Source organism: Paenibacillus sp. FSL H7-0331, assembly GCF_001956045.1.
In genome coordinates this window covers 103,995-129,811 of record NZ_MRTH01000003.1, presented here as the reverse complement: position 1 = coordinate 129,811, position 25,817 = coordinate 103,995, and the positions used below count along the sequence as shown (strand labels likewise).

Annotated in this window: 22 protein-coding genes; 6 read left to right on the top strand and 16 right to left on the bottom strand. The window is 46.7% G+C overall.

Features of this window, described 5'->3' with window-relative positions; translation table 11 throughout:
• Positions 1-11: 11 nt before the first annotated feature.
• A complete protein-coding gene (locus BK127_RS05440) occupies positions 12-1,985 on the bottom strand; it encodes a glycoside hydrolase family 127 protein (protein WP_076229000.1) in 1,974 nt (657 codons plus the stop codon).
• A gap of 136 nt (positions 1,986-2,121) precedes the next feature.
• Between BK127_RS05440 and BK127_RS05435 the strand changes: the two genes are divergently transcribed.
• Positions 2,122-3,012 (top strand): helix-turn-helix transcriptional regulator, encoded by an 891-nt coding sequence (locus tag BK127_RS05435; protein ID WP_076228999.1) that lies wholly within the window; start codon positions 2,122-2,124, stop codon positions 3,010-3,012.
• Positions 3,013-3,055: 43 nt separating this feature from the next.
• On the opposite strand, the gene rbsK is transcribed toward BK127_RS05435, so the two are convergent.
• The 7 genes from rbsK to BK127_RS05400 form a co-directional block, all read right to left on the bottom strand.
• On the bottom strand, positions 3,056-4,000 hold the full coding sequence (gene rbsK, locus BK127_RS05430; protein ID WP_076228998.1) for a ribokinase: 945 nt from the start codon (positions 3,998-4,000) through the stop codon (positions 3,056-3,058).
• An 83-nt stretch (positions 4,001-4,083) separates the two neighbouring features.
• Positions 4,084-4,923: a carbohydrate ABC transporter permease gene (locus tag BK127_RS05425; RefSeq protein ID WP_076228997.1), complete on the bottom strand. Its 840-nt coding sequence runs from the start codon at positions 4,921-4,923 to the stop codon at positions 4,084-4,086.
• 15 nt (positions 4,924-4,938) lie between these two features.
• Entirely contained in the window at positions 4,939-5,808 is an 870-nt protein-coding gene (locus BK127_RS05420; protein WP_240418838.1) for a carbohydrate ABC transporter permease, read from the bottom strand.
• Between the two features lie 75 nt (positions 5,809-5,883).
• A complete protein-coding gene (locus BK127_RS05415) occupies positions 5,884-7,191 on the bottom strand; it encodes an extracellular solute-binding protein (RefSeq protein ID WP_256711180.1) in 1,308 nt (435 codons plus the stop codon).
• A gap of 55 nt (positions 7,192-7,246) precedes the next feature.
• Positions 7,247-8,143 carry a nucleoside hydrolase gene (locus BK127_RS05410; RefSeq protein WP_076228995.1) on the bottom strand — a complete coding sequence of 299 codons (897 nt, stop codon included), beginning with the start codon at positions 8,141-8,143 and terminating at the stop codon, positions 7,247-7,249.
• Positions 8,144-8,264: 121 nt separating this feature from the next.
• The gene (locus BK127_RS05405; RefSeq protein WP_076228994.1) at positions 8,265-9,887 is read right to left on the bottom strand and encodes a response regulator; all 1,623 of its coding nucleotides are present in this window, start codon (positions 9,885-9,887) and stop codon (positions 8,265-8,267) included.
• Entirely contained in the window at positions 9,865-11,619 is a 1,755-nt protein-coding gene (locus BK127_RS05400) for a sensor histidine kinase (protein ID WP_076228993.1), read from the bottom strand. The genes BK127_RS05405 and BK127_RS05400 overlap by 23 nt, the downstream gene beginning before the upstream one ends.
• A gap of 211 nt (positions 11,620-11,830) precedes the next feature.
• On the opposite strand from BK127_RS05400, the gene BK127_RS05395 reads away from it, so the two are divergent.
• Both BK127_RS05395 and BK127_RS05390 read left to right on the top strand, forming a co-directional pair.
• Complete coding sequence (locus BK127_RS05395) at positions 11,831-12,418, top strand: TetR/AcrR family transcriptional regulator (RefSeq protein ID WP_076228992.1); 588 nt, start codon at positions 11,831-11,833, stop codon at positions 12,416-12,418.
• Positions 12,415-13,491 carry a DUF418 domain-containing protein gene (locus BK127_RS05390; RefSeq protein WP_076228991.1) on the top strand — a complete coding sequence of 359 codons (1,077 nt, stop codon included), beginning with the start codon at positions 12,415-12,417 and terminating at the stop codon, positions 13,489-13,491. The genes BK127_RS05395 and BK127_RS05390 overlap by 4 nt, the downstream gene beginning before the upstream one ends.
• Positions 13,492-13,501: 10 nt before the next feature.
• Here the strand turns inward: BK127_RS05390 and BK127_RS05385 are convergent, their stop codons facing one another.
• The gene (locus BK127_RS05385) at positions 13,502-13,780 is read right to left on the bottom strand and encodes a hypothetical protein (RefSeq protein WP_076228990.1); all 279 of its coding nucleotides are present in this window, start codon (positions 13,778-13,780) and stop codon (positions 13,502-13,504) included.
• A gap of 51 nt (positions 13,781-13,831) precedes the next feature.
• Between BK127_RS05385 and BK127_RS42925 the strand changes: the two genes are divergently transcribed.
• The 3 genes from BK127_RS42925 to BK127_RS05375 all read left to right on the top strand — a co-directional run bounded on the left by BK127_RS42925 (position 13,832) and on the right by BK127_RS05375 (position 16,602).
• Positions 13,832-14,071, top strand: a complete 240-nt coding sequence (locus tag BK127_RS42925; RefSeq protein ID WP_144026377.1) for a hypothetical protein — start codon at positions 13,832-13,834, stop codon at positions 14,069-14,071.
• Positions 14,072-14,279: 208 nt separating this feature from the next.
• Positions 14,280-15,161: an AraC family transcriptional regulator gene (locus tag BK127_RS05380; RefSeq protein WP_076228989.1), complete on the top strand. Its 882-nt coding sequence runs from the start codon at positions 14,280-14,282 to the stop codon at positions 15,159-15,161.
• A 61-nt stretch (positions 15,162-15,222) separates the two neighbouring features.
• On the top strand, positions 15,223-16,602 hold the full coding sequence (locus BK127_RS05375; protein WP_076228988.1) for an ADP-ribosylglycohydrolase family protein: 1,380 nt from the start codon (positions 15,223-15,225) through the stop codon (positions 16,600-16,602).
• Between the two features lie 102 nt (positions 16,603-16,704).
• On the opposite strand, the gene BK127_RS05370 is transcribed toward BK127_RS05375, so the two are convergent.
• From BK127_RS05370 to BK127_RS05340, 7 genes are all read right to left on the bottom strand, one after another.
• Positions 16,705-17,796 carry a response regulator transcription factor gene (locus tag BK127_RS05370; protein WP_076228987.1) on the bottom strand — a complete coding sequence of 364 codons (1,092 nt, stop codon included), beginning with the start codon at positions 17,794-17,796 and terminating at the stop codon, positions 16,705-16,707.
• A gap of 20 nt (positions 17,797-17,816) precedes the next feature.
• Positions 17,817-19,595, bottom strand: a complete 1,779-nt coding sequence (locus BK127_RS05365) for a sensor histidine kinase (protein WP_076228986.1) — start codon at positions 19,593-19,595, stop codon at positions 17,817-17,819.
• A gap of 162 nt (positions 19,596-19,757) precedes the next feature.
• Entirely contained in the window at positions 19,758-21,320 is a 1,563-nt protein-coding gene (locus BK127_RS05360) for an extracellular solute-binding protein (RefSeq protein WP_076228985.1), read from the bottom strand.
• Positions 21,321-21,404: 84 nt separating this feature from the next.
• Complete coding sequence (locus tag BK127_RS05355) at positions 21,405-22,280, bottom strand: carbohydrate ABC transporter permease (RefSeq protein WP_076228984.1); 876 nt, start codon at positions 22,278-22,280, stop codon at positions 21,405-21,407.
• Between the two features lie 160 nt (positions 22,281-22,440).
• Positions 22,441-23,403, bottom strand: coding sequence for an ABC transporter permease (locus BK127_RS05350; protein WP_076228983.1), 963 nt, complete (start codon positions 23,401-23,403; stop codon positions 22,441-22,443).
• A 325-nt stretch (positions 23,404-23,728) separates the two neighbouring features.
• Positions 23,729-24,928 carry an MFS transporter gene (locus BK127_RS05345; protein WP_256711179.1) on the bottom strand — a complete coding sequence of 400 codons (1,200 nt, stop codon included), beginning with the start codon at positions 24,926-24,928 and terminating at the stop codon, positions 23,729-23,731.
• Positions 24,929-24,962: 34 nt separating this feature from the next.
• Positions 24,963-25,679 carry an ABC transporter substrate-binding protein gene (locus tag BK127_RS05340; RefSeq protein ID WP_083689076.1) on the bottom strand — a complete coding sequence of 239 codons (717 nt, stop codon included), beginning with the start codon at positions 25,677-25,679 and terminating at the stop codon, positions 24,963-24,965.
• Positions 25,680-25,817 lie beyond the last annotated feature (138 nt).

Sequence of the window (25,817 nt, the reverse complement as noted above, 5' to 3'; positions counted from 1 at the left end):
TTAAAAGGCTGTTACGATTCTTCTTTAACCCAAACTGACATTTCATTGCGTCCCCGGTTAGCCCAAGCAAAGTAAGGAATGAACCGCGCCGTTACAGGCATGGTTTGAACTTCCGAATCGGCTTGATACAGCTGTCCTTCCCAGTCGGTGGCTTGAACCCTTTGAGCCGGAACCGTAATGACAGGAACTCCACCCAGAAGCTCCGATTCAAACTGAACCTCCTCCACCGCTTGTTTATCCAAAATGATTTGATGTAGATTCGCTCCGTTATCCACTTCTTCCAGACAGTAGACGATAGGTCCTCGCTGAAGCGCTACCTTTCCAATTGTCTCACGGACTAGCGGATGTCCGCGTACCCGGCTTATCTGCATAGGAAGCAGCAACTCAACCACATCTCCCGACTGCCACCTCCGATGAATATGTACATATCCCTTAATCATCAGACCCTCATAAGCAGCCTCTTCTCCGTTGATGCTCAACATAAGACCTGCCTCTGCTCTGCACCACTTGGGAATCCGCAGCGCTAATGTAAACTCGGTCTCCTTTCTTGTTGTGATCTCAAAACGTACAGCACCCTCCCATGGAAAACGTGAGTCCTGTACTAATCTAACCTCATCCCCTCCTTCCCAGCTCATGGACACATCACTTCCTATATACAAATGCGAGTAAATGATTCTATCCTGAAGTGAATACATATAACGGCCAAGCGAAGCAAGCAATCTGGCAATATTGGGTGGGCAGCAGGCGCAACCGAACCAGCCTTGACGCTCCGACTTGACATGGTGAACATTGGCATTCTTATCGCAGGCATCCGGCCAAACCTCCAGCGGATTCACATAAAAGAAACGTCGGCCGTCTCTGGACATCCCGCTGATTACTGTGTTGTAAAGTGCTTGCTCCATCACATCGGCATATTCGCTGTCCGGTTCAAATTGAAGCATTCTTTGTGCAAAAAAGATCAGTCCAATCGACGCACAGGTCTCGGCATAAGCAGTATCGCCGGGCAGATCATAATCCATCGTGAAGGCTTCCCCATAGGCTGACGACCCGATCCCTCCGGTAATATACATGCGTTTAGTCACTATATTACGCCATAAGCTTTTGCAGGCTTCAAGCAGCTCCTGGTCTCCTGTTTCAAGTGCTACATCCACCATACCCGAGCACATATAAACGACACGCACGGCATGACCCTCGGCAGACTTTTGCTGTCGCACTGGTAAATGAGCTTGGCTGTATGCCTTATCATGCACCATATCCAAAGCTGGAAAATGGACCTTGTGTCCACGGCGCGCAAATTCCATTTCATAAAAATCCGGCTCCCGCCCCCGTTCGTCGAGAAAAAACTGACTTAAGCGCAAATATTTCTTTTGTGATGTCGTATGGTACAGCTTGACGAGCGCAAGCTCGATCTCCTGATGACCGTCATAGCCTTTTTGCTTGCCCTCCTCGGTGCCAAAGACCGAATCGATACAATCCGCCAAGCGACAGGCCACATCCAGGATCAACTTTTTACCGGTCGCCTGATAGTAGGCAACAGCGGCTTCGATCATATGGCCAGCGCAGTACAATTCATGGCATTCCGCTAAATTAGTCCACTTGTTACCTGGCTCTTTTAATGTAAAGTAGGTGTTCAAATATCCATCCGCCTGCTGTGCTTTGGCAATAATCTGAATCACCCCGTCGGCCACAGCCTCCAATTCGGGGTCTGGACCGGTTTCCAGCAAATAGCTGACTGCCTCAAGCCATTTGGCCACATCGCTATCCTGAAACACCATGCCATAAAATTCTCCCTGCTTCAGACCGGCCGCGATTTTAAAATTTTGTATAGCATGGCTTGGTTCCGCTCCTTCTACCCGATCATTCAGCGCTTCCCATTGGTAAGGTACGACAACATGCCGAACGAGCCGGACATACTCGGACCAGAAGTTATCCTGAATACGCAAATGGCTGAGTGGAATGGGTTTGGAGCTTAATAATTGATTCATGATGCGCAGCTCCTTTGTTTGTTTTGGTTATTTCAAGTAAGCGCTTTATTGATTATCATACATGTTATATTATGGAATTAATACAATAAATACCAACCTGTTTTTTAAAAATATCAACCTTTTGGAGGGATACCAATTGAACTCACCTATTCTTCATTTTATTTCTCCCCCTGTTCCTTATTTTATTGATTGCGGTAAGGACTTTTATCGGATTGGCGAACGTCATATCAGCAGAAATCAAATTGGCGTATTCGATTTGATCGTGGTTACGAGGGGTACCTTATTTCTCGGGGAGGGAAATGATCAGTGGAGGGTTGACCAGGGAGAGGCATGCATATTAAGACCTGATGCCAGTCACTATGGAACTGAGACTTGCAAAGAGGAGACCGATATTATCTGGATTCACTTTCACACCTTCGGCGCCTGGGATGAGTGCAGCAGCATGAGTGATTGCCTTGAAAATCAATCCAGCCTAATCCACAAACACAAACAAACCGCCTATCTGAACCATAGCGAAGTGTGTTCGATCTTTATTCCCAAATATATGAAGCTGACTCCGAAAGCGATGGACATTTTACAGCAATTTTTTCTGCTGGATTTGGAGCCGCGTTCACTGCGAAATTGGAAAAGGCAAAATTCCTTTCAGCTTTTCATGCAGCATTTGGATCGACAAATGGCGGCTACGACCGATGCGGCAGCCATTCATGTGGCCGAAAGAGTTGAATTATTTATACGGCAAAATTATACGCTCACGATAACCAATGCCCTGCTTCACAAGGAAATGAATTACCACCCTAATTATTTGGCAAAATGTATGCTTAAAGTTTACGGCACAACGCCGATCCATTATTTACAGCTGTATCGGATCGAGCAAGCCAAAAAGCTGCTAATTCAAACCGAGTGGTCGGTAGCCCGTATTGCCGAGGAGGTCGGATTCCATCACGGTTCCTATTTTTCTTCGTGTTTCTCTCAAAAGGAAGGAATCTCGCCGCTCAACTATCGCAAGAAGTTTATCAGACATGCTTAGGCTTATGATTAAATAAATGACAGCAAACAGAAGCCCGATGAACTCATACGGGCTTCTGCTTGTTATATTCGCTCAAGAAATCGGCAATTTCGTCGGCACTTGGGATAGATTCTTGAGCTCCCGTACGTGACACTGCAATGGCAGAAGCAGCGCTGGCTTGTTGCAAAGCATCCCCGACTCCCAGTCCTTGCTGTCTAGCGACAATAAATGAACCGATAAACGTATCACCTGCAGCGGTTGTATCCACGGCATGTACAGAATAAGCAGGTGTAAAGATAGCTTCTTCCTGTTTATTCATATAGTAAGAGCCTTTTTCACCCAATGTAATAATGACCTCTTTGACCCCTAATGCAATAATCTGACTAGCCGCTTGCTGAATGTTAATTAAATCTTTATCTAGCCGCACTGGCACTTTAGTCAAGCAATCCGCCTCGGATTCGTTTAATATCATGACATCGATTAAAGGAAATACATCCTCATCAATCACTGAGGCTGGAGCTGGATTTACATAAGTCACTATTCCTCGTTGCTTTGCTGCTTGGAGAGCGAAGCGCGTGCAGGCCCACGGTATTTCGTTCTGTACAAGTAAAACCGATGATGGCTCAAACAGCTCTGGCAACCCTTTTAAATCTTCTACAGTCAAGCACCCATTTGCCCCTTCGCTAAGGACAATGCTGTTCTGACCTGACTCATCCACTGCAATAAAAGCCATGCCAGTGTCGTTATCTTTCCGCAGTATTCGATCTATATTGACTTGGTGACTTTTAATACCAGACACGATATCACGGCTGTACAAATCGTTTCCAACCGCCCCGACTAACGTTACCTTACCACCCGAAAGCGCCGCTGCAACAGCCTGATTGGCTCCTTTACCGCCGGGTTTTATCTCTGTCTTATAGCTTTGAAGCGTTTCTCCTGGCAGCGGAAGCTTGCGAATATAACAGATAAAATCCATATGAATACTGCCTACAACCACTATACCTCCCATTAAAACGACCTCCTTTTTGTCCTGGCCAAAATGCATATTTGTCTCACCATGTCTAACTAAATGCAATCAGCCGCTTCGAGGCACTATTCCTTCGATCCCGTATTTGCGATACCATTGACAAAATAACGCTGAAGCGGCAGTAAAACAAGGACAGGTACGATTACAGCTATGATGATTCCGGCGAACATTTCGTTCCAATAGGTTGCAAACTCGGTAACAAAGTCGCTTAAAGCAACCTGTATGACTTTATACTCTTTCGAGCGGGTTGCGATCAACGGCCACATGAAAGACTCCCACTGATGGATAAAAATTAACAATCCCGCGCTTACCGTAACAGGCTTACACAGCGGAAGGATGATGCCCGCATATATTTTGAACCACGATGCCCCGTCAATTCGAGCCGATTCGATAAGAGCCTTGGGCAGATCAAGAAAAAATTGCCTATAAAGGAAAATGACTAAACCATTAGCTAGGCCCGGAACAATGATACCGGAGTAAGTATCAATCCACCCCAAGCTGTCAACCAAACCATAAAGAGGAATCGCGATAACCTCAAAAGGTATCATAAAAGTGAGAATAACGAGGAAGAACAATAAAGCTCTACCCTTAAATTCGAAATATACAAAAGCAAAAGCAGCCATAGAAGCGATGACCAGCCCCACCACAACATTAACAATGGAGACATAAAACGTGTTAAAGAAAATACGGCCGAAGCCTCTTTCTACAAATAAGGAGGTATAAGCATCAAAAGTAATCTGAGTCGGGACAAACGTTCTCCAGGAAACAGGAGACATATAGCGAAAAATCTCATCCAGAGGTCGCAGCGAAGATACAAGTGCAAACGCCAAAGGAAGCAGAATGATTAACCCCAGAAGGATGTGAGCGAGATACAGTAAAGGAACCGAGCCTTGATTACGTTTCATGGAATCTCCTCCTCTCTAGTGCTTTGCCTTCAGAAATTTGAATTGCAAGGCAACAATACTCAAAGTTAATAACAGCAAAATAATAACAATCGCAGAAGCCCTGCCTGAATCGGAGTAAAGAAAAGCACTGTTATAGCTCTCCAGCATCAGGACATTCGTGCTGTGCTCCGGTCCTCCCTGGGTAAGAATGTACATCGGGGAAAATAACAAGAAATTGGATACCGTTACGGATACCGCAACAAAGGTGATGGAACGTTTCATCATCGGAAAAGTGACCTGTTTAAACTGCTGCCAGCGGGATGCTCCATCCATGGATGACGCCTCGTATAACGACACAGGAACCTCCTGCAAACCGGCCAAAAAAAAGATAGCCCAATACCCGATGCCTTTCCAGGTCGCTATGCCGATAATGGAAGCAAGAGCTTGCTTAGCGCCAGTTAGAAAAGGCTGCTGCTCCATTCCCAGACCAACCAGCATGGAATTGACAACTCCTTGTTCAGGACTCAGCATGATGTTCCACAGGATACAAGCGGTCGAAACCGAAACGGCAACAGGAACAAAATGTATCCCTCTAAACAGCGCGATATGCTTGAGTTTGGCATTAAGCAGCAGGGCCAGCATAAAAGCAAGAATGACCTGAATCGGATTAACGAATACATTGAAGAGCAGCGTAATTTTCAAAGAACTCCAAAAAACCGGATCTGTAAAAAGAAAGCTGTAGTTTTGCAAGCCGATGAACGCTTTGCCTGCGTTTAAAAAAGACGGTGCATAAAAGCTGTCCTCCAAGCCTTTGAATACCGGATACAGCTTGAACATCAACAAGCCGACAATGGCTGGAAATAAAAATATATACGGGGTTATTCTCCCTGCGTTAATACCAATCACCTTCAATCCTCCAGATTTCTAACAGCCCCAAAAGAAAGGGATGAGGAAATGGGCTCCCCATCCCAGCGCGGTAGTTTACTTCACCACGGATTGATATTTCTTTAATTGACTGTCTATTAAAGTTGCGGCATCATCCAATGCTTTCTTCGGATCCGTTCCATTTTTGATATCCTCGAATGCCTTGTTCACGTTGTTTTCCCACTCCAGATAACCTGGCGTTTTCGGGCGTACAGCTGCTGTTTCGCGTGCTTCGCCTGCAGCTAATTTCATAATGCTATTCGGGAAGTCCTTATATTTAGGATCTTTATCAACTTGATCCAGCAGCTCCAGGCTGGCTGGCAGCGCACCATTTTCATTGAACCAGATTTGTGAGCCTTTTCCTAAAGTCAAATACTTGATAAACTTGGCTGCTGCTTCTTTTTTCGTTGAATATTTGGAAATACCCACATGCCAGCTGCCTGTAGGAGTCGCAACTTTACCTCCTGCAAAATACGGATGAGGAGCTATCCCGAAATCCATACCTGCGTCTTTAATCCGGGGCATATTTTGGGTTGAAGCCAAGAACATCGCTACTTTACCGGAAATAAAGTAATCCAATGCTTCCTCACGTTTGATTTTCGGACTAATCTTCTCTTTATTGAACAGGTCCGAGTAGAACTGAAAAGCGCTCACCATTTCCGGCGAATTCGTGTAATCCTTGGCTATCAGACCGTTGTCACTCAGCACCTTCGCATTTTTACTTTGTCCAAGAGATATAAGCTGATAAGCTTTGCCAACCTGGTCGAAGCTGAAGCCAAACTGATCATTTTGATTATCGCCGTTCGTATCCTTGGATAGTTTCCTGCCGATTTCCAGTACGTTCTCCCAAGTCATTCTGTATGTCAATTGATCGGATGGAAACGAAACGCCTGCTTTCTGGAATAACTCTTTGTTGTAAAACAGGACGACACTGGAGGTGTTCATCGGCGCTGCCATTAATTGTCCCTGATAAGACCCTGCATCTGTTGCCGAGGGTATCCATTTTTGCTTAGCATCAGCGCCAAGCAGAGCATCAAGCGGCTCCAAGTATCCTTTTAACGAATAGCCCATTGTCAGCGGGACATCGACAGAGATCACATCCAGATCCTGAGCTTTGGAAGCAAGCTTGATTTCAATCGTTTCGGTCAGTTTGGTCGAAGGACTGAGCTGTAGATTAACTTTGATATTAGGATTTTCCTTTTCAAACTCTTCGATAACCTTTTTGATAGGCTTTTCCCAGATCGAGTTAGCCAAGTACGATATTTCAGTCGTTCCTGTAGAATTATCTGCTTGTTTGGCGGGTTGAGAACCTTTGTCAGGAGCACTGGAGCATCCTGCAGCTAGCAGCAGAGCAAGCGAGCACACGATACTGGTTTGTATTTTTTTCAGAGTAAATCCCCCTCATCTAAATGAATGCGTGTCAGCAAAATACTCTTTCTTTTAACAGCTTCAGAAAGGAGTCACGGTCCACTTCAAGGCAAACCTCAACATTTCCCTCTTCATTCGGCTCCCCAACCGTAATTCCCGTCGGATGTCTATGATCGTAATCAACCTGGATGCTCATCCTTCTGGTTGTTACCAATTGGCGGTTTACCAGCATCGCAACAGCCAAGGGATCATGCATAAAGGTAAAATCTCTTTTCCGATAATCCATATAGCCTTCGATTTGTTTGGTCAACGTAACCGCCAGCGGGGTTCCCGAGGCTGCCAAATCGTCTTTGTCCTGTCTCGTTATGGACACCTGTCTCGTAACATCAAGCCCTACCATAAGGATCGGAGCTCCGCTCGAAAATACCAGCGATGCCGCTTCGGGATCACATTTTACATTATGTTCAATTGCAGGGAGCTCAATAGCGCTGCTGCCCAATCGTACGACCCCGCCCATCATGATGATTTCCTTGACATTCTTGACAAGGCGTGGCTCACGTATAATGGCTGCAGCAATATTCGTCAGAGGCCCGATGGTCACTAAATTAATCTCTCCCGGATTATTCATAACCGTTTCGATGATATAATCAACAGCGTGTTTGCCATCCTTCATGCTCTGATCTTCAATATCCAGCCCTTCGCCCTCAATCCCTGCCCAGAACACTTCACGGTTGTGCAGTAGGGTTTGTACAATTCCAGGATAAACGTCGACCTCGATGTCGCCGCACAACGCCATAATTTTCTTGGCAATCTTCGCACGGACATGTACGTTACCGTATACCGTTGTCACGCCTTCAAGCTGAATTTCCGGTGATCTTAGTGCAAGCGACAATGCGACGGCATCATCTGAGTCTGTTCCAATATCTGTGTCAAGTATCATGCGATTCATTGCTGTGTCCCCCTAATTATTGTGTAAGTTATTAGCGATTCATAACTAAAGTATAGATGGAATAGGGGGAGACGAATACGGATGATATTTTAAGATCATAGATGACAATCTAAAGATAATGTTATTCCCGGCCAGACATAGCACGATACTCCTGCGGCGATACTTCATAATAGCTTTTAAACAATTTTGTGAAATAGGGGGTATATTGATAACCGAGCTGGGCGGAAATTTCATAGATTTTGGCCTTTGTATTTCTTAACAAGTAGGCAGCCCTCTCCATGCGGTACCGGTATATATATTCACTCAGGTTCTCACCCGTTTCTTGCTTGTACGTTACCGACAAGTAGGCTGGATGCAGATGCACATGCTCGCTAATCGCCTGCAGGGTTACATCCTCGGATAAATAACGTTCAATATATTGATGAATTTGCAAAACATAGGAGCCCCTCGTTACCTTACTGCCGTCGGAAATGCGTTCATGAATTCGTTCGAGAACCAACATAGCCCACCCATGAAGCTGCTTCACCGTACGAAATGTGGTGACGTGATTCCCTGTCATATACTGCTCCTCTATCACATCCGCTATTTGCAGTCCGTTCATATGAATCACATAGGTGTAAGCGTTCGTTAAAGCAAAATATACTTCCGCTACATACTCCGCGGTGTCCATACCATTGCTGCTTAACTCTTCGATAATATAATTTAATCTCTCCAGCGCATCCTGCCACCGAGCCGTTTCAATCAACTGTAAAAACGTTGGAGGCTCATGCAAGCGCTGTAGAGGGCGCAATGGTGTTTGTGGGGGTTGATCCCATAAGCGAAGAAAGAGCTCCTGCTCGCTGCCGGGCAGCCTTCTGAACAGCTGCAGAGATTTTTGATATAACTCCGCGGGACAAACAGGGAAAGCTTCGAAGTCGCTGACAACTACCGAGATTTTCCCTTGCAAATATATCGTTATATAATGCTGCAATTGCGGGATTAACTGCTCGATAGCCTTTTTTGCGGGAACGTCTGACACATCACTGTTTTTCATTTTGATCAAGAAAGCCAGGTAATGACTGTCATCCTTGCATGCCCAGACTTCAAAATGCTCTTGCAGTACTTCCTCAGTAATATTAACGACGGCATATTCAAACAAAGAAATGCTGTGCTCGTCATATTCCAGAAAACGATTTTCAATTCTTAGCAGCATGATGGCCACACGATCCCCTGTAAAGAAGGGAATATTTAACCGTTCCATTTCTTCTATCAATTTGTCTGGGGCCAAGCTCTTCCCTTTGAGTAAATCAAGCAGCAGCGACGCCTGTAAGCGCACCAAATGAGATCGTAGTGTTTCGTGAGCCTTTTGATTTGATACTGTAGCTTTCCTTCTTTGCTGTAAGGCCTCAGCCGTTTGAAGAATCGTTTGCAGCAGCTCGTCCTTCTTCACAGGCTTGAGCAGGTACGCCGCTGTATTGGTTTTTAACGCCTGCTGTGCATATTCGAACTCGGCATAACCCGATAAGAGTATACACTCGATATCCATTTGTTTTTGTTTGATATATTGGCAAAGCTCAAGTCCTGACATCCCTGGCATGCGAATGTCCGTGATCACAATATCAATGGGAAATTGTTCAATAAATTGCACGGCCTCCGGTCCAGATGCAGCCGTATACACATGTTCAAAGTTCATGGTTTGGGTAATAAAAACTTCCAAATCCTCCAAAATAACCGGTTCATCGTCAACCAGAAGCAATCGAATCATGTTGGTAACCCTCTCTCCAATAAATAGTTACAGTTAACCCTGTCAAGCTTGATGCAGCTCTCACGTCCAATCCGGAACCTTCCCCGTACCAATATTTCAACCGTTGATGCACATTCCAAAGCCCATATCCGATGGTTTCATCCATGGGCTGATCAAGCTGTTCCGTTAGCTGCTGCAGCCTATCCACAGAGAGACCAACACCGTTATCTTCAATCGTTAAATAAACATTTTCCCCTACCCTCTCTCCGCATATAACAATGGTTCCTCCACCCAACTTCGGCTCCAGACCATGAACAATAGCATTTTCCACGATAGGTTGGATGAGGAGCCTTGGCATACGTATATCCATCATTTCTTCGGGAACGTTAATTTCGTATTGAATCCGCTGCAGCCTCAGCAAATGAATTTCCAAATAATTTTTTACTAATTTCAGCTCGTCCCGTAAACATGTATCGGGGTCATCAAGCCGGGTGATATAACGATAATAATCACTCAGGTTATAAGCCATCGCGATAACGGACTCTTTGCGGCCAAGACTTGCAGAACTAATGATGAAGTTTAGACAGTTGTATAGAAAATGAGGATTAATTTGCGCCTGAAGCTGCCTCAACGTAGCCAATCGAGATCGGTTCTTTTCTTCATATACATTTTCAATCAAGTGCTGAATTTGCCCAGCCATATCATTAAATCGAACAACCACAAAATCAAATTCATTATAAAACCATTGATTCAGTCTCACACTGAAATCGCCATTTTGGAATTTTTTCAATACACCGGTAAGTGCGTGCAGAGGAGCCTGAACATGTTTGTACAACAGGAAGGAAGCCAGTATCCCTACCGCCAGCAATAGCATAATAAAGCCGTAGAAGAAGTTTCGAATCTTGGTAATGGGAGATAAAATTTGCTCTAGCGGTGTGTAATCGACAATATAATACCCAAGTGCTTGTGAATAGACGTAGTTGACCAGATAGGTTTTTTTACCGACTTCAGTAACAAAGTCTCCCTTATCCTCCAATAGGTTTTTAAAAAGGTGATCCACTACAGTATTTGTAGTTTGTTTATCCGAGGTTCGGTTGTAGCTGATATGATTTTGCCTGTCAACCATGAACGGATCGCCCTTGCTGCCCGCCTTCAACTGATCCAGCAGAGAAGTCATATTTTGCTCATAAAAAGCCACTTCCACAATAACCACACTTTGATCCAGTGTTCCATTTTCATTTATCGGTCCGCCAGCATAGTAAATGAAGGATGACATATCCGGACGGAAGGGATCTGACCTGTAGCTCCAACCGGAATTTCTTACATTTGTATCTAGTTTCTGCTCGTCATAAGGAACTTGACGCAACGTGGTAGACAGCGTTTTGTGAACGGATGGAAAATACAGTGTAATATCGTTGTACCAGCTGTTGGCGGAGCTTTGAAGAGTCAGCTTCTCCTGAACGGTCGATTCAATCTGATTGAAAAGCTGTTGTTCACCAGCCAACATAATTCTTTCCATGCCCAGGACCGTTGTATCTCTCGTAAGTGTGATCGCATTCATAGCTAAGCTTAGGGCTATCGAATCTAATTGTTTGCGGAAAAACTCCAGCTGATTGCTTTTTTCCTTCTGCAGCAGTCCCTCCACCACCTGAACGCTAACCTGATTCGATAAGCCGTAAAGAAGTAAGATCGGTATGAGAAATATGAAGATGACGGCATTAATTTTAGAAAAAATATTTTTTTTGATTATCATTGGAATCCCCTTTGCATAGTTGCTGTCCTTCCATCCTCGAGCTGTTCTGTTCTCGCAACACGTGGCAATTATAATATATTTATAGATCATCCTACCATTATAAATTATTAGTTAAATCGTCATTCCAAAAAACATATTGCAAAAAATAGCAATTTCCTGTAAATTTTACTTACCGTACGGTAAGTAAGTTATTTCGGGAGGACATTAAAACATGAAGAGGACTTCAACCTATGCTGATATTTTGAATACGGGCTACCGCTTATTCGCTGAACACGGCTTTGAAAAAACAAGTATGACCATGATTGCCAAGGAAGTGAACATATCAAAACCTGCGTTGTACTATCATTTTTTGTCGAAGGAAGTCATTATTGATGTGCTGTTTGAAGAAATATGCAAAAGTATCGATTTTGCCAACTTTTTTAATATCCAGCACTACACGAAGGATAATTTCGAAGAGAAGCTCATAGCTGATGGCCTTCATGTCATTACCAAACAGAAAGTAGACGACAATTATTCGCGCATCATGAAACAATATCAGGCACTTGGCTACAGAAACCCTAAGTATTCCCAAAAATTGCTCGAAGTATTGGACGGATTTACAACGGGGTTTGTCGAACTGCTGCGGCACGGCGCTTCAATTGGGGCTATCCATGATAAAGATACGCTTGTTCGAGCGCAAATGCTGAACATGATCATTGACAGCATCGACAATTTTATCAGCTACGGGTTTGAGTATAATTATGCTGACATATGGACGAAAGCTGTCCTGACCATTGTAAAGGGAGAGGACACGAAATGAGCCAATCGGCACCACGTATAACAGCCCTTGATTTTGCAAGGGCTTTGGCGATCTTCGGAATGATTATCGTGAACTATAAGCTTGCGATGCAGGCTGAGAACGGCGGATCGACATGGTTGATAGCGATAGCGGGGCTGTTCGAGGGAAGAGCATCAGCACTATTTGTCGTGCTCGCAGGCATTGGTGTGTCATTGATGACCATGAAAGCAAGAGGTTCGATGGACAAGGAACTCATTCGTCATAATCGGATCAGCTTGTGCAAAAGAGCTGTATTTCTTAGTATAGCCGGTATGTTATTGCTGCTGATGGGCTGGAATGCCGATATTTTACATTTTTACGCAGTGTTCATGCTGGCAGCCTCGGTCTTGATTACGGTGTCCAGCAACAAACTATTGGGTCTATACACAATTATCCTGTTAGCCTCACAGTTGTTTTTGATCGTATTTGATTACAGCAAAGGATGGGACAAGAGCTTTCACACATATTTGGATTTGTGGACGATTGAAGGATTTAGCCGCAATCTGTTTTTAAATGGCTTCCATCCGATCTTTCCATGGCTGTGCTTTTTTCTGATTGGCATGTGGTTCGGTAGGACGCGTTGGCTGGACTTGGCAACCCGCCCGAAGGTACTGCTCTATTCGTTATCCGGGACTGTTGTTTTCGAGGCAATTTCCTATTCTCTGATCACATGGAGCTCTCCTGTACTTGATACAGAAGCTGCGACTTACTTGTTTACTACAAAGCCGATGCCGCCCACGATGCTGTATGTATTATCCGCGACATGTTCATCCATAGCCATCATTGCGGTCAGTCTATATGTGGTCGACAAATTTCAGAATTCCCTTTTGACCCAGGCATTAATCAATACTGGTCAGCTTTCGTTAACACATTATATCGGGCATGTAGTCATAGGGTTGGGTTTTCTTGAGGCAGTAGGCCATTTGGATAATGGTAGTCTTTCTTTTGCAATTGCATATGGGTGCAGCTATTTCATCATCGCTATTATCTTTTCGTATGTGTGGAGAAAATGGATGAAGAGAGGCCCAGTCGAGCTGATCATGAGAAGAATCTAAGCTTGCCACACTAATCCCAAGTCCGTATCTTTGCTGTATCTGTGAAAGTCAGTGCCACTCCTGCTTCTTTGGGCTTCAACGCATTTATCAGCATGACCGCAAATTTCGTAAAGTGATCTACCTCTACGGTAATATAATGGCCACTCATCTTGCCGCCGATTTCCACCCATTCATTTTTCACTTCGTCATAGTAGAATACAGCTGCACTTTGGTTGTTCTTCAAGATCGCCGGATCGAATGATAAGGTCAGCGTTACCGGTTTTCTGAAATTCTCCGGGAAGTTTTTCAATATCTCAAGGATTGAGCTGGCTAAACCATCTTATCCGCTAGGAGCTTTTGTGTGTCCAGTACTTTTTCTATTGTTACTATCAATTCTTTATCCGTAGCATCGGCCGGAACAGAAACCGTGACTTCCTCTCCCAAACTAACCTTGCCTGTTTTACCTGCGTGCAGTGTTAATTTACCTTCTGTGGAAATCACCGTGCCGTCGCTTGGGGACGTTGGAGGTGTAGAATGGCTACTGCTTCCTCCGCCTCCACCGTTACTATTTCTAGACGCGCGGTTTACAGCAACGGTTTAGGTCTTGGTTGTACCGTTCTCGGCCGTCACTATTACGGTGATCGGGTTACTGCCTACACTCAGGTTGATGGTGCCAAGTCGGTGCTGAGCAATTTTTTTTAGTTTGACAACACATCCTAGCGCTGTTCCCGGCCACGTGATAGAATGAGAATGTAGCGGTCAAACTGTTGTTCGCTGATACCATTCTATTCCTTGAGGTTGGTTCATTAATGAAGCTGACAATTACTTACGAGCATAGCATCCCGATCAATGCTTTCCGTTGGACACCGAGCGTAACGGCAAAGCCATTGCATTATCATTCCAGCTTGGAGATCGGCCTCTGCGTTTCCGGCAGAGGCATTTTTTACTTCGGTGAGAAAAACTATGAGGTCGTTCCGGGCGATATATTCATCGTGAATAATTTGGAGCTCCATATCGCCAGATCGAATGAGAACGATCCGAGTACGTACATCTTCATCAATTTCGATCCGATACTGCTGCTGGATGAGGAGGAAGCGCTTCTGCTGCCGTTTGCCTACCGCTCCGATCATTTCGACAATCGCATACCTGCAGCTTCCCCTTTGGCTGCGCCGATAGGAGCGCTGATCGAGAAGATATCCAAAGAGCTTACCGACAAGCAGGAAGGATACCGGAGTATGGCCAAGAGCGCCTTGCTGGATCTATGCGTTCTCTTCCTGCGCCACTATGCGGCAGGCTTGTCGATGAACGAGTGGAATCGGCTCACGGATTCGTTCCGGCGCATACGTCCGGCTCTTGTTCTGATCGACCAACGCTTCCGGGAGCCGATAGAACTGGGTGATGTTGCCAAAGTCCTCCGAATCAGCCCCTCGCGAGCCAGCCACCTGTTCCAGCAGGAACTCGGTCGCAGCTTCAAGGAGCACCTGCTGCAACTGCGCATCAACGAAGCGAAGCGGCTGCTCATCAGTACAAATCACAGCGCAGTGGATGTCTGCTTCGAAAGCGGGTTCCAAAGCGTGCCCTCTTTCTACCGTCTGTTCGTGCGCTCCGTTGGTCTTGCTCCCCTGGATTATCGCAAGCAATATTCCGTTCACGCAATTTTTGAGAATACGACTGAACCGTTGAGTAGATGAGTCGATCCGGCCGCAAGTATACTGAAACAGTAACGAATCATTATATTTGGAGGGAAACCATATGGCGGGTTGGACATTGCTTGATACACTGGTACAGAACGAAGTAGTGCAGAGAAGTGAGGAAGGCTGCGATGTCGAAGGGTATGCGGAGAGAGTCGAGGCAGCAGGCACAGATCAGGAGAAGCTGATGGCAATCTACAATGAACTTATGGCGTTGCCGATCCGCAGTGATTATCCTTATGAGGAGCCGTCGGAGTTAAACGAGATTCGCTTACTGCGTCCAGAGGGACCTCGCCAGCTAAGCGATACGCTCGATGAAGCGCAGTGGCAGGACAAGTTCTATGGGGCATGGCTGGGGCGGAGTGTCGGCTGCGCTCTGGGTAAGCCTCTGGAGGCATGGCATTATATGGGTGGTACAGGCGGCAATCCTGGCTGGCGCAACGTGCAGCTCTGGTTCGAGGGTGCCGATGCCTGGCCGATTCGCGGCTACACTCCGCTTGAATCCCGCGCCGAGAAGGAACACGGCCTGTTCCTTGCATCCGCCAGCCTGAAGAGCACCAGAGAACATATCCGCTTCATGGAGACGGACGATGATATTCGGTATACCGTACTCGGGCTGATTATGCTCGAAGAGCGCGGAATTGATTTCGATTCCTACGACATCGGGAAGCTGTGGCATAGCCGGCTTACCTATAGGCAGGTATGCACAGCTGAAACGCAAGCCTATCTGAACTTTACGCAGGCAACCTCCCACCAGAAGGCAGAAAGACCGGATAATTGGGAAGAACGCAAGGATTGGGTCCGCACGTATTTGAATCCTTATCGCGAATGGATCGGAGCTCAAATTCGGGCCGATGGCTTCGCTTATGGAGCGGCTGGCAATCCCGAGCTTGCCGCCGATCTCGCTTGGCGCGATGCCTCGTTCTCGCATGTGAAGAATGGCATTTATGGAGAAATGTTTTGTGCAGCGATGATTGCAGCAGCTTTCGTCGAAAGTGACCCCGAGCGTATCGTTAGGATCGGACTAAGCGAAATCCCGCGCAATTGCCGGCTTGCGCATGACATTGAGCTGGCAGTTTCTATTGCACGAGAGGCAACGGATCAACTCCAACTGGTTGATCGCATATGGGAGGCATTCAAGCATTATCATCCAGTTCATACGAACAATAATGCTGCGCTTGTGGCGGCATCAATCATTTTTGCCAAGGGAGATTTCGAGTTGGCGATTGCAACATCGGTGCTGGGCGGTTGGGACACCGATTGCAACGGAGCTACCGTCGGATCCATTATGGGCGCGTCGCTCGGAGCAGAAAGGCTGCCGACAAAATGGACGCAGCCGTTGAACGATACACTCTATGCCGATGTGTCAGGCTTCCATCCAATTTCCATCTCCGAATGCGCGAAACGGACCTATGAGGTGTTCAACAAAATACGCGGCTGACAAGACAAGCTCGCGGACTGACAGGAATAGAGCTCATCCAGGCATTAAAAGAAGGCTATATACGGACCGGCCAGGGTATGTCCGGTCCATATATAGCCTTTATTATGGTTCTGCGCCGCATCTGGATAAGCGATTTTTCAACTCTGTGGAGTTCATTCCGTAATAAGACTTAAATACTTTGGCAAAATGCGCGCTGTCACTATAACCAACTGCTTCCGCTACATCGCTTAGCCTCTTGTCAGTAGTAAGCAGCAGCTCTTTGGCTTCGCGCATTCTCACCTCAGTCAAATAGTTCCATATCGTCATTCCCGTCTCCTGCCGGAATACGTTGGCCAAGTAAGGTTTGCTGATATTGACGGCATCCGCGATTTGCTGCAGGCTTAGCTTGTGGGGATAATTGCGTTCAATATACCGCTTCACATCTACGATGGAGCGCCTGCCTGAGTTGATGCCTGCCATTCCGTCATGGCTGTTGAACCAGGCTATAGCCAGTTCCAGCCGATACACGCCGACAAGCCTGAAGTACAATCTCCGGTCATCTAGGATAGGGACGGGAGAGCGGTCATGCTCCTCGGCCATCCACTCGAATACCCCCTCAGTTTTCCGGACGGCGACTACCCCGGCGATCCATTCATCGGCGAGAGCCAGCAGCAGCTCCACTCGTTCACCTACCCATGATTCTAATAAATGGAACGTATCGATTACCAGCAGAGGCAGTGACAGGACTTGCTGATTACCCGGGTATTCCTGCCATCTGGCCAGCAGCCCCCCGGCTGAATTGTAATTCTTCAGCATAAGCGACCGCGCCTCGTTCGTTCGTATCGAGCGCAGTTGTCCTGCTGCAGCCTGCAGCGCCTGTTCAAGGTCCGATTGTTTGACCGGCTTTACGATATAGTCGATTGTGCCGAGCAAGATACCCCGTTTGGCATATTCAAAATCATCGTAGCTGGATATAAGAATCGATCTCATCCAGGGAAATTGTCCGTTGATGCGCCGTACTAGCTCCAGACCGTCCATGTTCGGCATTCGCACATCGGTGATGAGAATATCTGCGTAGTTGCCCTGCAGCCATTCCAGTGCCACCTGTCCATTATGAGCAGTACTGACAGCGGAAAAGTCAGCGTACTCGTTCACCCGATTCACCAGCCCGTTGCGTATCCACTTCTCATCATCCACGATTAGACAGAATAACATTGCTACCCCTCCCTTCGCTTTTATGCCGGTAGAATCGGCAGTATAAGGTGAACCTTAACGCCGTTGCCAGAACGGCAATTGCTGACAACTATTTTGGCCTGCAGACCATAACCTTTATAGAACTGCTTAATGCGGTAAGCAATATTCGGTAAGCCTATGCTCTGGTCGCCCTCTGGAATATCAAGGCTTCCACGTGAAATACGTTCCCGCAATTCGAACAACTCAGCCTGTGGGATGCCTGCGCCATTATCGCGAATGCAAATCCGGACATACCGGCCGAACCAACTTCTCATGGATATGTCGATGTGGATGGAACGTCCGTATTTCTCTAGATTGTGCTTGATGGCATTTTCCAGAACAGGCTGAAGAATCAGTTTCGGACAATGCGCAGAAAGCACGGCCGCTTCCGTCTTATAGTTGTACGTAATCGATTCGAACCGGATGCAGGCCATATTGAGGTAATGCTTCGTGTGCTCAATCTCATCTCTGAGCGTGACAGTAATATCGCGAATACGGGAGGAGTAACGAATCATAGAAGATAGCGACACAACGGCATCTTCGATCGGCTTCATGCCGGACAGGCTTGCCATAGCATTGATCGTCTCTAAAGAATTATATAAAAAGTGCGAATGAATTTGCGACTGTACAGCGGTGAACAGAGCGATCTGCTCCCGCGCCCGGGTATGGGCCAATTCGTCGATAGAGGCATCCATGCGAGCCAGCATATCATTGAATGCATGCCCCAGGTGGGCGATTTCATCTATTCCGCCCACTTCCGGGCCCGGGACAAAATAACCGATCTTGGTGTTCAGCAACTGCTTTTTTAATAAAACAATTCTCCGGGTCATGGAAGAGGTCATAATGAAGAGCATCAGTACCGTAACCCCGATACCGATACCCGTTACCATCAACGTTACGTCACGCACAAGGTAGATCGTGCGTGCAGCTTCCTTGTAAGGAACCTCAATTACAGATTTCCAGCCGGGAGTATCAGGAATGGAGGCGAATACCACGAACTGTCTGGAGTCAGGGTCCAGAAAAGCGCCGGATTCCATGCCTGACATTCTTGTGAGCAAGGGAGATGGGACAGATGTGAATATAGCCTCTTCAACAGGATGCGCCACGATGGTTCCCTCCGAATCCATTATATAGCGTGAGTTATGGTTGCCATCGTTCATCCGTTCCAGAATGTTCAGTATAGGTTTAACGCTTATATCCATTTGAATGTATGAATGATTTCCATAGTAGTCCAATTTTTTGAACAGCGTTAATACAACAATCGGTTTGCCTTCGTAATCGGTAGACCGCTTGACTATGAAGGTCGTCGAGCGGGCATCTGTCACAGGCTGCTCCTTCACTCGCTCCGCCAGGGAGTACCCAAGCTTGAAGGGAAGAACCGGATTATAGCGAAGCTCATTCCCGTAAGAATTAAGCAAGGATATGGAAGCCACCTCGGGGTGCTGCATCACGAAGGGCTGCACCGAGTTTTGGTAGACCAGATTGTACAGCCGCAAGTAGGTTGAAGTGAACCTGTCCTGCTGCCTTGTCCACTGATAAAATTCATCGCTTCCTTCTATGAACAGGAACGCTTGTTCATACTCCTTGAGGTAACGATTAATATTCAAATTGGCTTGCTCCAGCATCTGTCTGCTATATTTCTCAAGATCCAGCTGAAGCATTGAAGAAGTGAGCACATATTGAACAATACCTACCGTAGAAGCGATAAAGAGAATCACGGTTACAAAAAGAAGGATAATCTTTCTCTTGATCGATTCTCTGATGAATTGCAGCACCTTCATGGTGTCCACTTCTTTCTGCTCAAAGCTGTCTTTTTATGAAATAAGTCTACAGTTATTCTGCAGCAGTGGCAAATCCAGGCATCCCTCTTACAACAGTTTGCTCCTCCCACATGGAACATACAGCCCCGAATTTCCCGGGACTGTATGCAGGCAGGTGCAAACCTATTTGGTTTTGTTATTGTTATACCATTCGGTCATTTCCTTGATCAATTGATTTCCGCCTTGTTTCCTGATGTCCTGTACAAAGGTATCAAAGTAATCAACTGGCAACTCTCCATATACAATCTTCGTCATCGTCTCCTGGATCATACTGCTCGAATACCAGCTTAGCTCCGGGTTTTCGGATAGTGCCTTCGGCTTGGGCATCGCAACTGTAGGATTGGGCAGCCCTTCCTTCCGGGCGATTTCGTAAGCCTGATCAATGCGCTTCATCGCTTCAGGGGAATACCGCGCCTGAATGGTCTGTTTGTTGAAATAAAGGGGAGTCACCGCGAAGACGGAGCGCAAGTTCGCCTTGTTTTTGTCGTTTGCCGAATCATAAATGTATTTGTCACCTTCCTTTCGGTAAGTATCTCCTTCGATGCCGATATCAACATACACTTGCCCTTCCTCCGAAGCAATCCAGTCGAACAGCTTGATCACCTCGACAGGATGCTTCGTGGTTTTCATGACGATGGTTGAGACTCCGAACGGATATTTCCGGTTGCCGACCGGTCCCGTATACCCTTTACCCTTCGGGGTAGGGATCGCCACGACATCCACCTTGTGATTCTTGTTGGCATCCTGTATCGCCTTCTGGAAGTCGGCAATCTGCTCGACCGTGTGGTTATAAGAGGCTGCCTGTCCCGAATTCAGCTTCTGAGTAAATATGCTGCCCGTATTGGATAGGAACTCCTGATCCAACAGCTTTTCCTTGTACATGGTCCTGATGAACTCAAGCGCAGGCTTCATGTTAGGGTGCAGATAGCCGGGTATAATCTCGTTATTGTAGAGTATATTCGCCGAAGGGTCGACGCCCCACATCCCGAATATATTCTCCATCCAGCCAAAGCTTTGCCTTCCACTGAATGGAATGGTATCATCCTTGCCATTGCCATCCGGATCTTTGTCCCTCAACAGTCTCAGCATGTCGAGGAATTCATCGGAGGTCGAAGGAATTTTTGCTCCTACCTTGTCTAAATAATCCTTCCGCACATAGATAAGCCGATCCGTATCCGTCCCCCCTCCTGAGAATCTCGGGATCGCCATAATCTGGCCCTTGAGTGTAACGGCATCCCAGGCGGATTGAGGTATAACTTTCTTCAGATTCGGCCCATGTTTGTCGATCAATTCGTTGAGCGGCAGCACCATTCCGTTGGCCAGTGTCTCCTCATTGGCGAACCCTCCAGTCCAATAGAAGTCGGGATACTCCCCTGCGGCCATTTTCAGGCGCAATTGCTCGTTGTATTTGCCGTGAGACAAGAAGGTTACATCAAGGATGGTGTTCGTTTTGTTGCCGAGATATGCAATCGTGGGAATGCTCATGGAATTGCCTGGAGGAATCGGATTATTAATGTCCGTCTCGAATGCTTTTAACGTAACCGGTTTAGAGCTGGCTGATGGAGCTTCGCCTTTTCCCGGTTCCGGGTTCTTGCCCGTCTCCCCGCCTGTGCAAGCCGCGAGCGTTGACCCTAATACAATAATGGAAAGTGCCCCCATCCATTTTCTGTTAACATAATTGTTCAATCTCGTATTCCCCCTATATAAGATAGTTGATCTGCTTAAAAAGACAATATACGGTATAATCTGTCCGGCAGCTTGCTCCTTCGTTTACTCCTTGACTGAACCAAGAAGAGCTCCTCGGATGAAGTGCTTTTGAATGAATGGATAAATCATCAATACAGGCAGCGTAGCAACTCCTACCGTGGCCATCTGAATACCGAGCGGAGAGTATTCGCTAATGGATTCCGGTATATTCAGGAAGGAATCCTGGGTGTTGAACTGGCTAAGTAGGCTGTACAGATAGAGTTGGAGCGGCTTGATTCCAGAGTCCGTGATGAAGAACAGCGGTCCCATGTAATTGTTCCAATGGCCAACGGCATAGAAGAGCGTAAGTGTCATAACGATCGGCAGCGAAAGCGGCATGAAGATGCGCCACAATATCCCGTTGTCACCCATTCCATCCATCTTGGCTGCTTCGGTCAGTTCTTCGGGCAAACCTCGAAAGAAAGTGATGCACAGAATCAGATTAAAGGCGCCGATCGCATTGGGAATCATAATCGCCCAGAGCGTGTTCATCATGCCCAGGCTTTTCACTACAAGGTACATAGGAATAAGCGGAGCGGAGAATATCATGGTGAAAACGATCCCCAGCAGAATCCACTTCTTCCCTTTAAACGTAGGTCTCGACAACGGATAAGCCGTTAGCAGCGTAAAGTACATGTTAATTACGGTTCCCACTATGGTAACGATCAACGAAATGCGGAATGAATTCCAAAACACTTTATTGTGCCATACCAGCAAGTAATTATCTAACGTTGAGTCAACCGGTAGGAAGGTGACAAGATTGTGGATAAGCGCTTCCCTCGAACTGAAGGAAGCCGCCAGTAAATGGGCAAAGGGAATAATGATTAGCAGGCAGGCGCCAATCAGCAGCGTAACGTTAAGCGTGTCAAAGCTGCGTTCCCCGAATGATTTTGAATACATTGCCGGTTCCTCCTTATATGCTAAGAGCAGTAAGTGTTCCATCCCAGCATCATCTGGTGTGTTACTTTCGGTGAATGGGTTACACTTTGCCCAGGCCCAGGATTTTATAACGGGAGACAAGTTTTCTGCTAATAGCCAAGTGTGGTCAACGCCGCTGCGCTCAATACAGCCCTTGGCCGGTAGTAGCTTTGCTTATCCGGTTGGCAATCACAAGCATCAGAAACCCGACAATCGATTTGAACAATCCGATGGCGGTTGCGAAGCTGTACTGGCCGTTCAGCAGTCCGGCCCGATAGGCATAGGTGTCTATGACATCGCCAACCGAGTAGGTGGCAGGGGTGAGGAATACATAGATTTGCTCGAAGCCGATATCCAGGATATGACCGATCTTCAGCAGCAGCAGGATCATCGTAGCCGGTATAAGCTCGGGAGCTGTAATATGCAGGAATTGCTTCCATCGCCCTGCTCCATCGACAGTAGCCGCCTCATACAGCGACGGGTTAACTCCAGCCAACGCCGCCAGATAAATAATGGTTCCCCAGCCCATCTCCTTCCACATGCCTGTCGAGATGACGATTGTGCGGAAATATCCCGGCTCCTGCAGGAAATGGATTTCCGTCCCTCCCCATTGCGTCAAGTAATGGTTGAGCAGCCCCGACTGCGAGGACAGCAGCGAGTAGACGAGAGCGAAGATGATGGTCCACGACAGGAAATGTGGCAAATACAGGATCGTCTGCATCCATTGCTTCATTCGGGTACGGCTAAGCTCGTTCATCATGCAAGCCAATATGATCGGAGCCGGAAAGGCAAAGATCAATTGGTAAAAGCTGATGATCAATGTATTTACGAGCAGACGCTTGAAATTTGGAAACGTATACATTTGCTCGAACCACTTGAAGCCTACCCAATTGCTGTCCGTTATACCTTTGAAAATATTGTAATCCTGAAATGCAATGGCGCTCCCGAGCAAAGGCACATAGCGGAATACGACAAAGTAGATGATTCCCGGCACGACCATTAAATACAATCCCGGATTGTTTCTTATGTGCCTGAACCAATGGGGCTTCGCCGGTCTGGCTGCCGGCCGATTGCTCTGTATGGCACGCGTCATATTTTGCGTCATGTTCATCCCTCCTTTTTGACTTGATGAATATCTTTCTGTAGTTAGTGTAAGCTTTGTCAGGGAGATGAACAATCAGGCAGGATTATGGTTTATTGTCTAATGTTATGGAAATGTGGGGACGTGGAGAGAGCGATAGGAAGCGAGGTCATACTATCCCAACAGTTACTCGCTTCTGCAGCTATCCTGCCAATTGTGAGCCTTACTTCAGGCTCATCGGTGCCGCGACTCCCGCTGCCTGTCAAAAATGTTCGCCAAGAGCGGATGCAACACCGCTTACAGAGGAGTCGAAGGGCGGGAAACGGGGTTGACTTGCGGCCGTTACAGCTTAATTGCGTATTTTGGCTGCTTCCCCCATAGAATCTGAGTGTACGCTCCTTTTCCCGAGAACCAAAACGCCAGACAGGCAGATGATAAGCACACAAAACGAATATGGAAAAACCATATGAGCGGTATACAATGACGTACCTACAACAGGTCCAAGGAATGATCCGCCACCTTGCACAGCCGCAATAAAGGAAGCAACTCCTCTCTGCTCATGGTCTTGCAACGCCAGAGACGCGCCCGAGCTGTATCCAAGCAGCGTAAAGCCGATCCCAATTCCCAATAATGCAAAATCTATATAGGCGAAACGAATGAATGTTAACAGTCCCAGCAGCCCCAATGCGACAAATAACAACCCGACGCGCAGCACCTTCCTGGGCTGCCACTTCAAGTATTTACTAATTACAATTTGCGAGGCGACGACCATAACGCCGGAAATGGCCAAACCGAGTCCGATCAGCTGAGTCGCTTCCCTGGCATTGTAACCAAGCGTATCCTGCACATAAAATCCGATGGTCACCTGAACGATATTCAGTACAAACGATAGCGCAAGCCCGATCCATAAATAGAGGCGTATTCGCGCATCATTCGGTGATAGCGATGAAGCTTGCCGATGAATTTCTTGGTTCGGCTCGTTTGGAATGAACGCCAGAAACAGGATTGCCATCGCGAAAAGTAATATCGCAGCCGCATACATCGGTGCAGTCAGACCTACTGCCGCCATCCCCCCGCTCATCGCTGGTCCCAATACGAATCCTAGTCCATTGGCAGCTCCGAATAGCGCCATTCCCCGTGTACGTGTTTCCTGTGTCGTCCATCCCATCACGTAGGCTTGTGCTTTTGCAGGAATACCCCCGAAGAAAAATCCTGCAATGGCTCGCAGCACTATGAAAATCCAAAACAGTCCCGACATGTGCAATAAATGAGTTTCTGCATAATCGGCAAGCAGGGCAAACACGATGAGTGTCACTAAATAGACTAGCATAATCAACACCAACATCTTTTTTCTGCTCATAAACGTCATTTTTTCCCAAAAATATCCACCCAGGAGCCAGCAAAGTCCTGTCACCGACACCAAACATCCCGATTGGATTTCACTTAATCCCAAATTACGGGAAAGCGGACCGATAATCGGGTTGAAGGCGGCGATCGAGATCATTCCACACAATACAATAAGGAACATAATCATAAATCTGTATTTCACAACACATCCACTCCTCTTCTCTATATTGCGTCCTTTATTTCGCCAGCGCCTCCATGATTTTTTCAATACCGTCGATTTTAGCGAGTGCCATCGGTCCGGGAAGTGAAGGATCTTTCAGTTCATAAACGCGATTGTTTTTCACCGCATTCAAGCTGCCCCATACCTTACTGCCTTCCAACGCTTTCTTGACGCCTCCCTGAATCGGGTTCTGCCAATTGTTTATAATGAAGAGATGATCAGGATTTAATGCAGCCAAACTTTCCAAGGACAATTGTCCGTCTGTTTGCACACCAGCTATCGGCTTCAGTCCAAGCCCCTTATAAAAAGGATCGAACCGCCCGTCATTCCAGGTTACGAACTGCTCCTTGCCTCTATACATCGCGAACATTATGGACTCTTCACTTCGAAATGCCAATTTTTCTTTATAATCTTTAGATTTGCGATCAAATTCGGCGAGTACGCTTGCGGCTTTATCTTCTTTGCCGATCACCTTGCCAATTTGCTGAATTGTCTCACGCCAGTCCCCTGCTTGGGGAAGTATAACGGTTCGTGCAATTTGACTTAGCTTCTCATACTGATCCTTCATATCATCCGCGGCGATAATCAAATCGGGCTGTGCGACCAGCAGTTTCTCCAGATCGACCTCCATACCAAGATCCATGATGTCTTTCCCCGCCACATGTTTGCTCAAACTTGGAAAATTCCGTTTGATCGTTTCAACCCCTTGCGCAGCAATCGGATATTCGTCCAAAACAGCGAGGTAATCTTTTCCACTTCTCCATTTGCTTGCTCCTTGCCGTTATAAGCCTGGAAGGCTACAACTTTAATTTGATATATTGTAAATGAGATTCATTATCAATAAGCTAATGATACTACGCTTGTACGGCAA

What these genes read in the sequence shown, in the direction of transcription:
- BK127_RS05355 (WP_076228984.1), bottom strand. Translation starts at nt 22,280, where the DNA reads ATGTATTCAAAATCATTCGGGGAACGCAGCTTTGACACGCTTAACGTT.
- BK127_RS05375 (WP_076228988.1), top strand. Translation starts at nt 15,223, where the DNA reads ATGGCGGGTTGGACATTGCTTGATACACTGGTACAGAACGAAGTAGTG.
- BK127_RS05350 (WP_076228983.1), bottom strand. Translation starts at nt 23,403, where the DNA reads ATGACGCAAAATATGACGCGTGCCATACAGAGCAATCGGCCGGCAGCC.
- BK127_RS05365 (WP_076228986.1), bottom strand. Translation starts at nt 19,595, where the DNA reads ATGAAGGTGCTGCAATTCATCAGAGAATCGATCAAGAGAAAGATTATC.
- BK127_RS05410 (WP_076228995.1), bottom strand. Translation starts at nt 8,143, where the DNA reads ATGAATCGCATGATACTTGACACAGATATTGGAACAGACTCAGATGAT.
- BK127_RS05390 (WP_076228991.1), top strand. Translation starts at nt 12,415, where the DNA reads ATGAGCCAATCGGCACCACGTATAACAGCCCTTGATTTTGCAAGGGCT.
- rbsK (WP_076228998.1), bottom strand. Translation starts at nt 4,000, where the DNA reads ATGGGAGGTATAGTGGTTGTAGGCAGTATTCATATGGATTTTATCTGT.
- BK127_RS05395 (WP_076228992.1), top strand. Translation starts at nt 11,831, where the DNA reads ATGAAGAGGACTTCAACCTATGCTGATATTTTGAATACGGGCTACCGC.
- BK127_RS05405 (WP_076228994.1), bottom strand. Translation starts at nt 9,887, where the DNA reads ATGATTCGATTGCTTCTGGTTGACGATGAACCGGTTATTTTGGAGGAT.
- BK127_RS05370 (WP_076228987.1), bottom strand. Translation starts at nt 17,796, where the DNA reads ATGTTATTCTGTCTAATCGTGGATGATGAGAAGTGGATACGCAACGGG.
- BK127_RS05440 (WP_076229000.1), bottom strand. Translation starts at nt 1,985, where the DNA reads ATGAATCAATTATTAAGCTCCAAACCCATTCCACTCAGCCATTTGCGT.
- BK127_RS05400 (WP_076228993.1), bottom strand. Translation starts at nt 11,619, where the DNA reads ATGATAATCAAAAAAAATATTTTTTCTAAAATTAATGCCGTCATCTTC.
- BK127_RS05425 (WP_076228997.1), bottom strand. Translation starts at nt 4,923, where the DNA reads ATGAAACGTAATCAAGGCTCGGTTCCTTTACTGTATCTCGCTCACATC.
- BK127_RS05380 (WP_076228989.1), top strand. Translation starts at nt 14,280, where the DNA reads ATGAAGCTGACAATTACTTACGAGCATAGCATCCCGATCAATGCTTTC.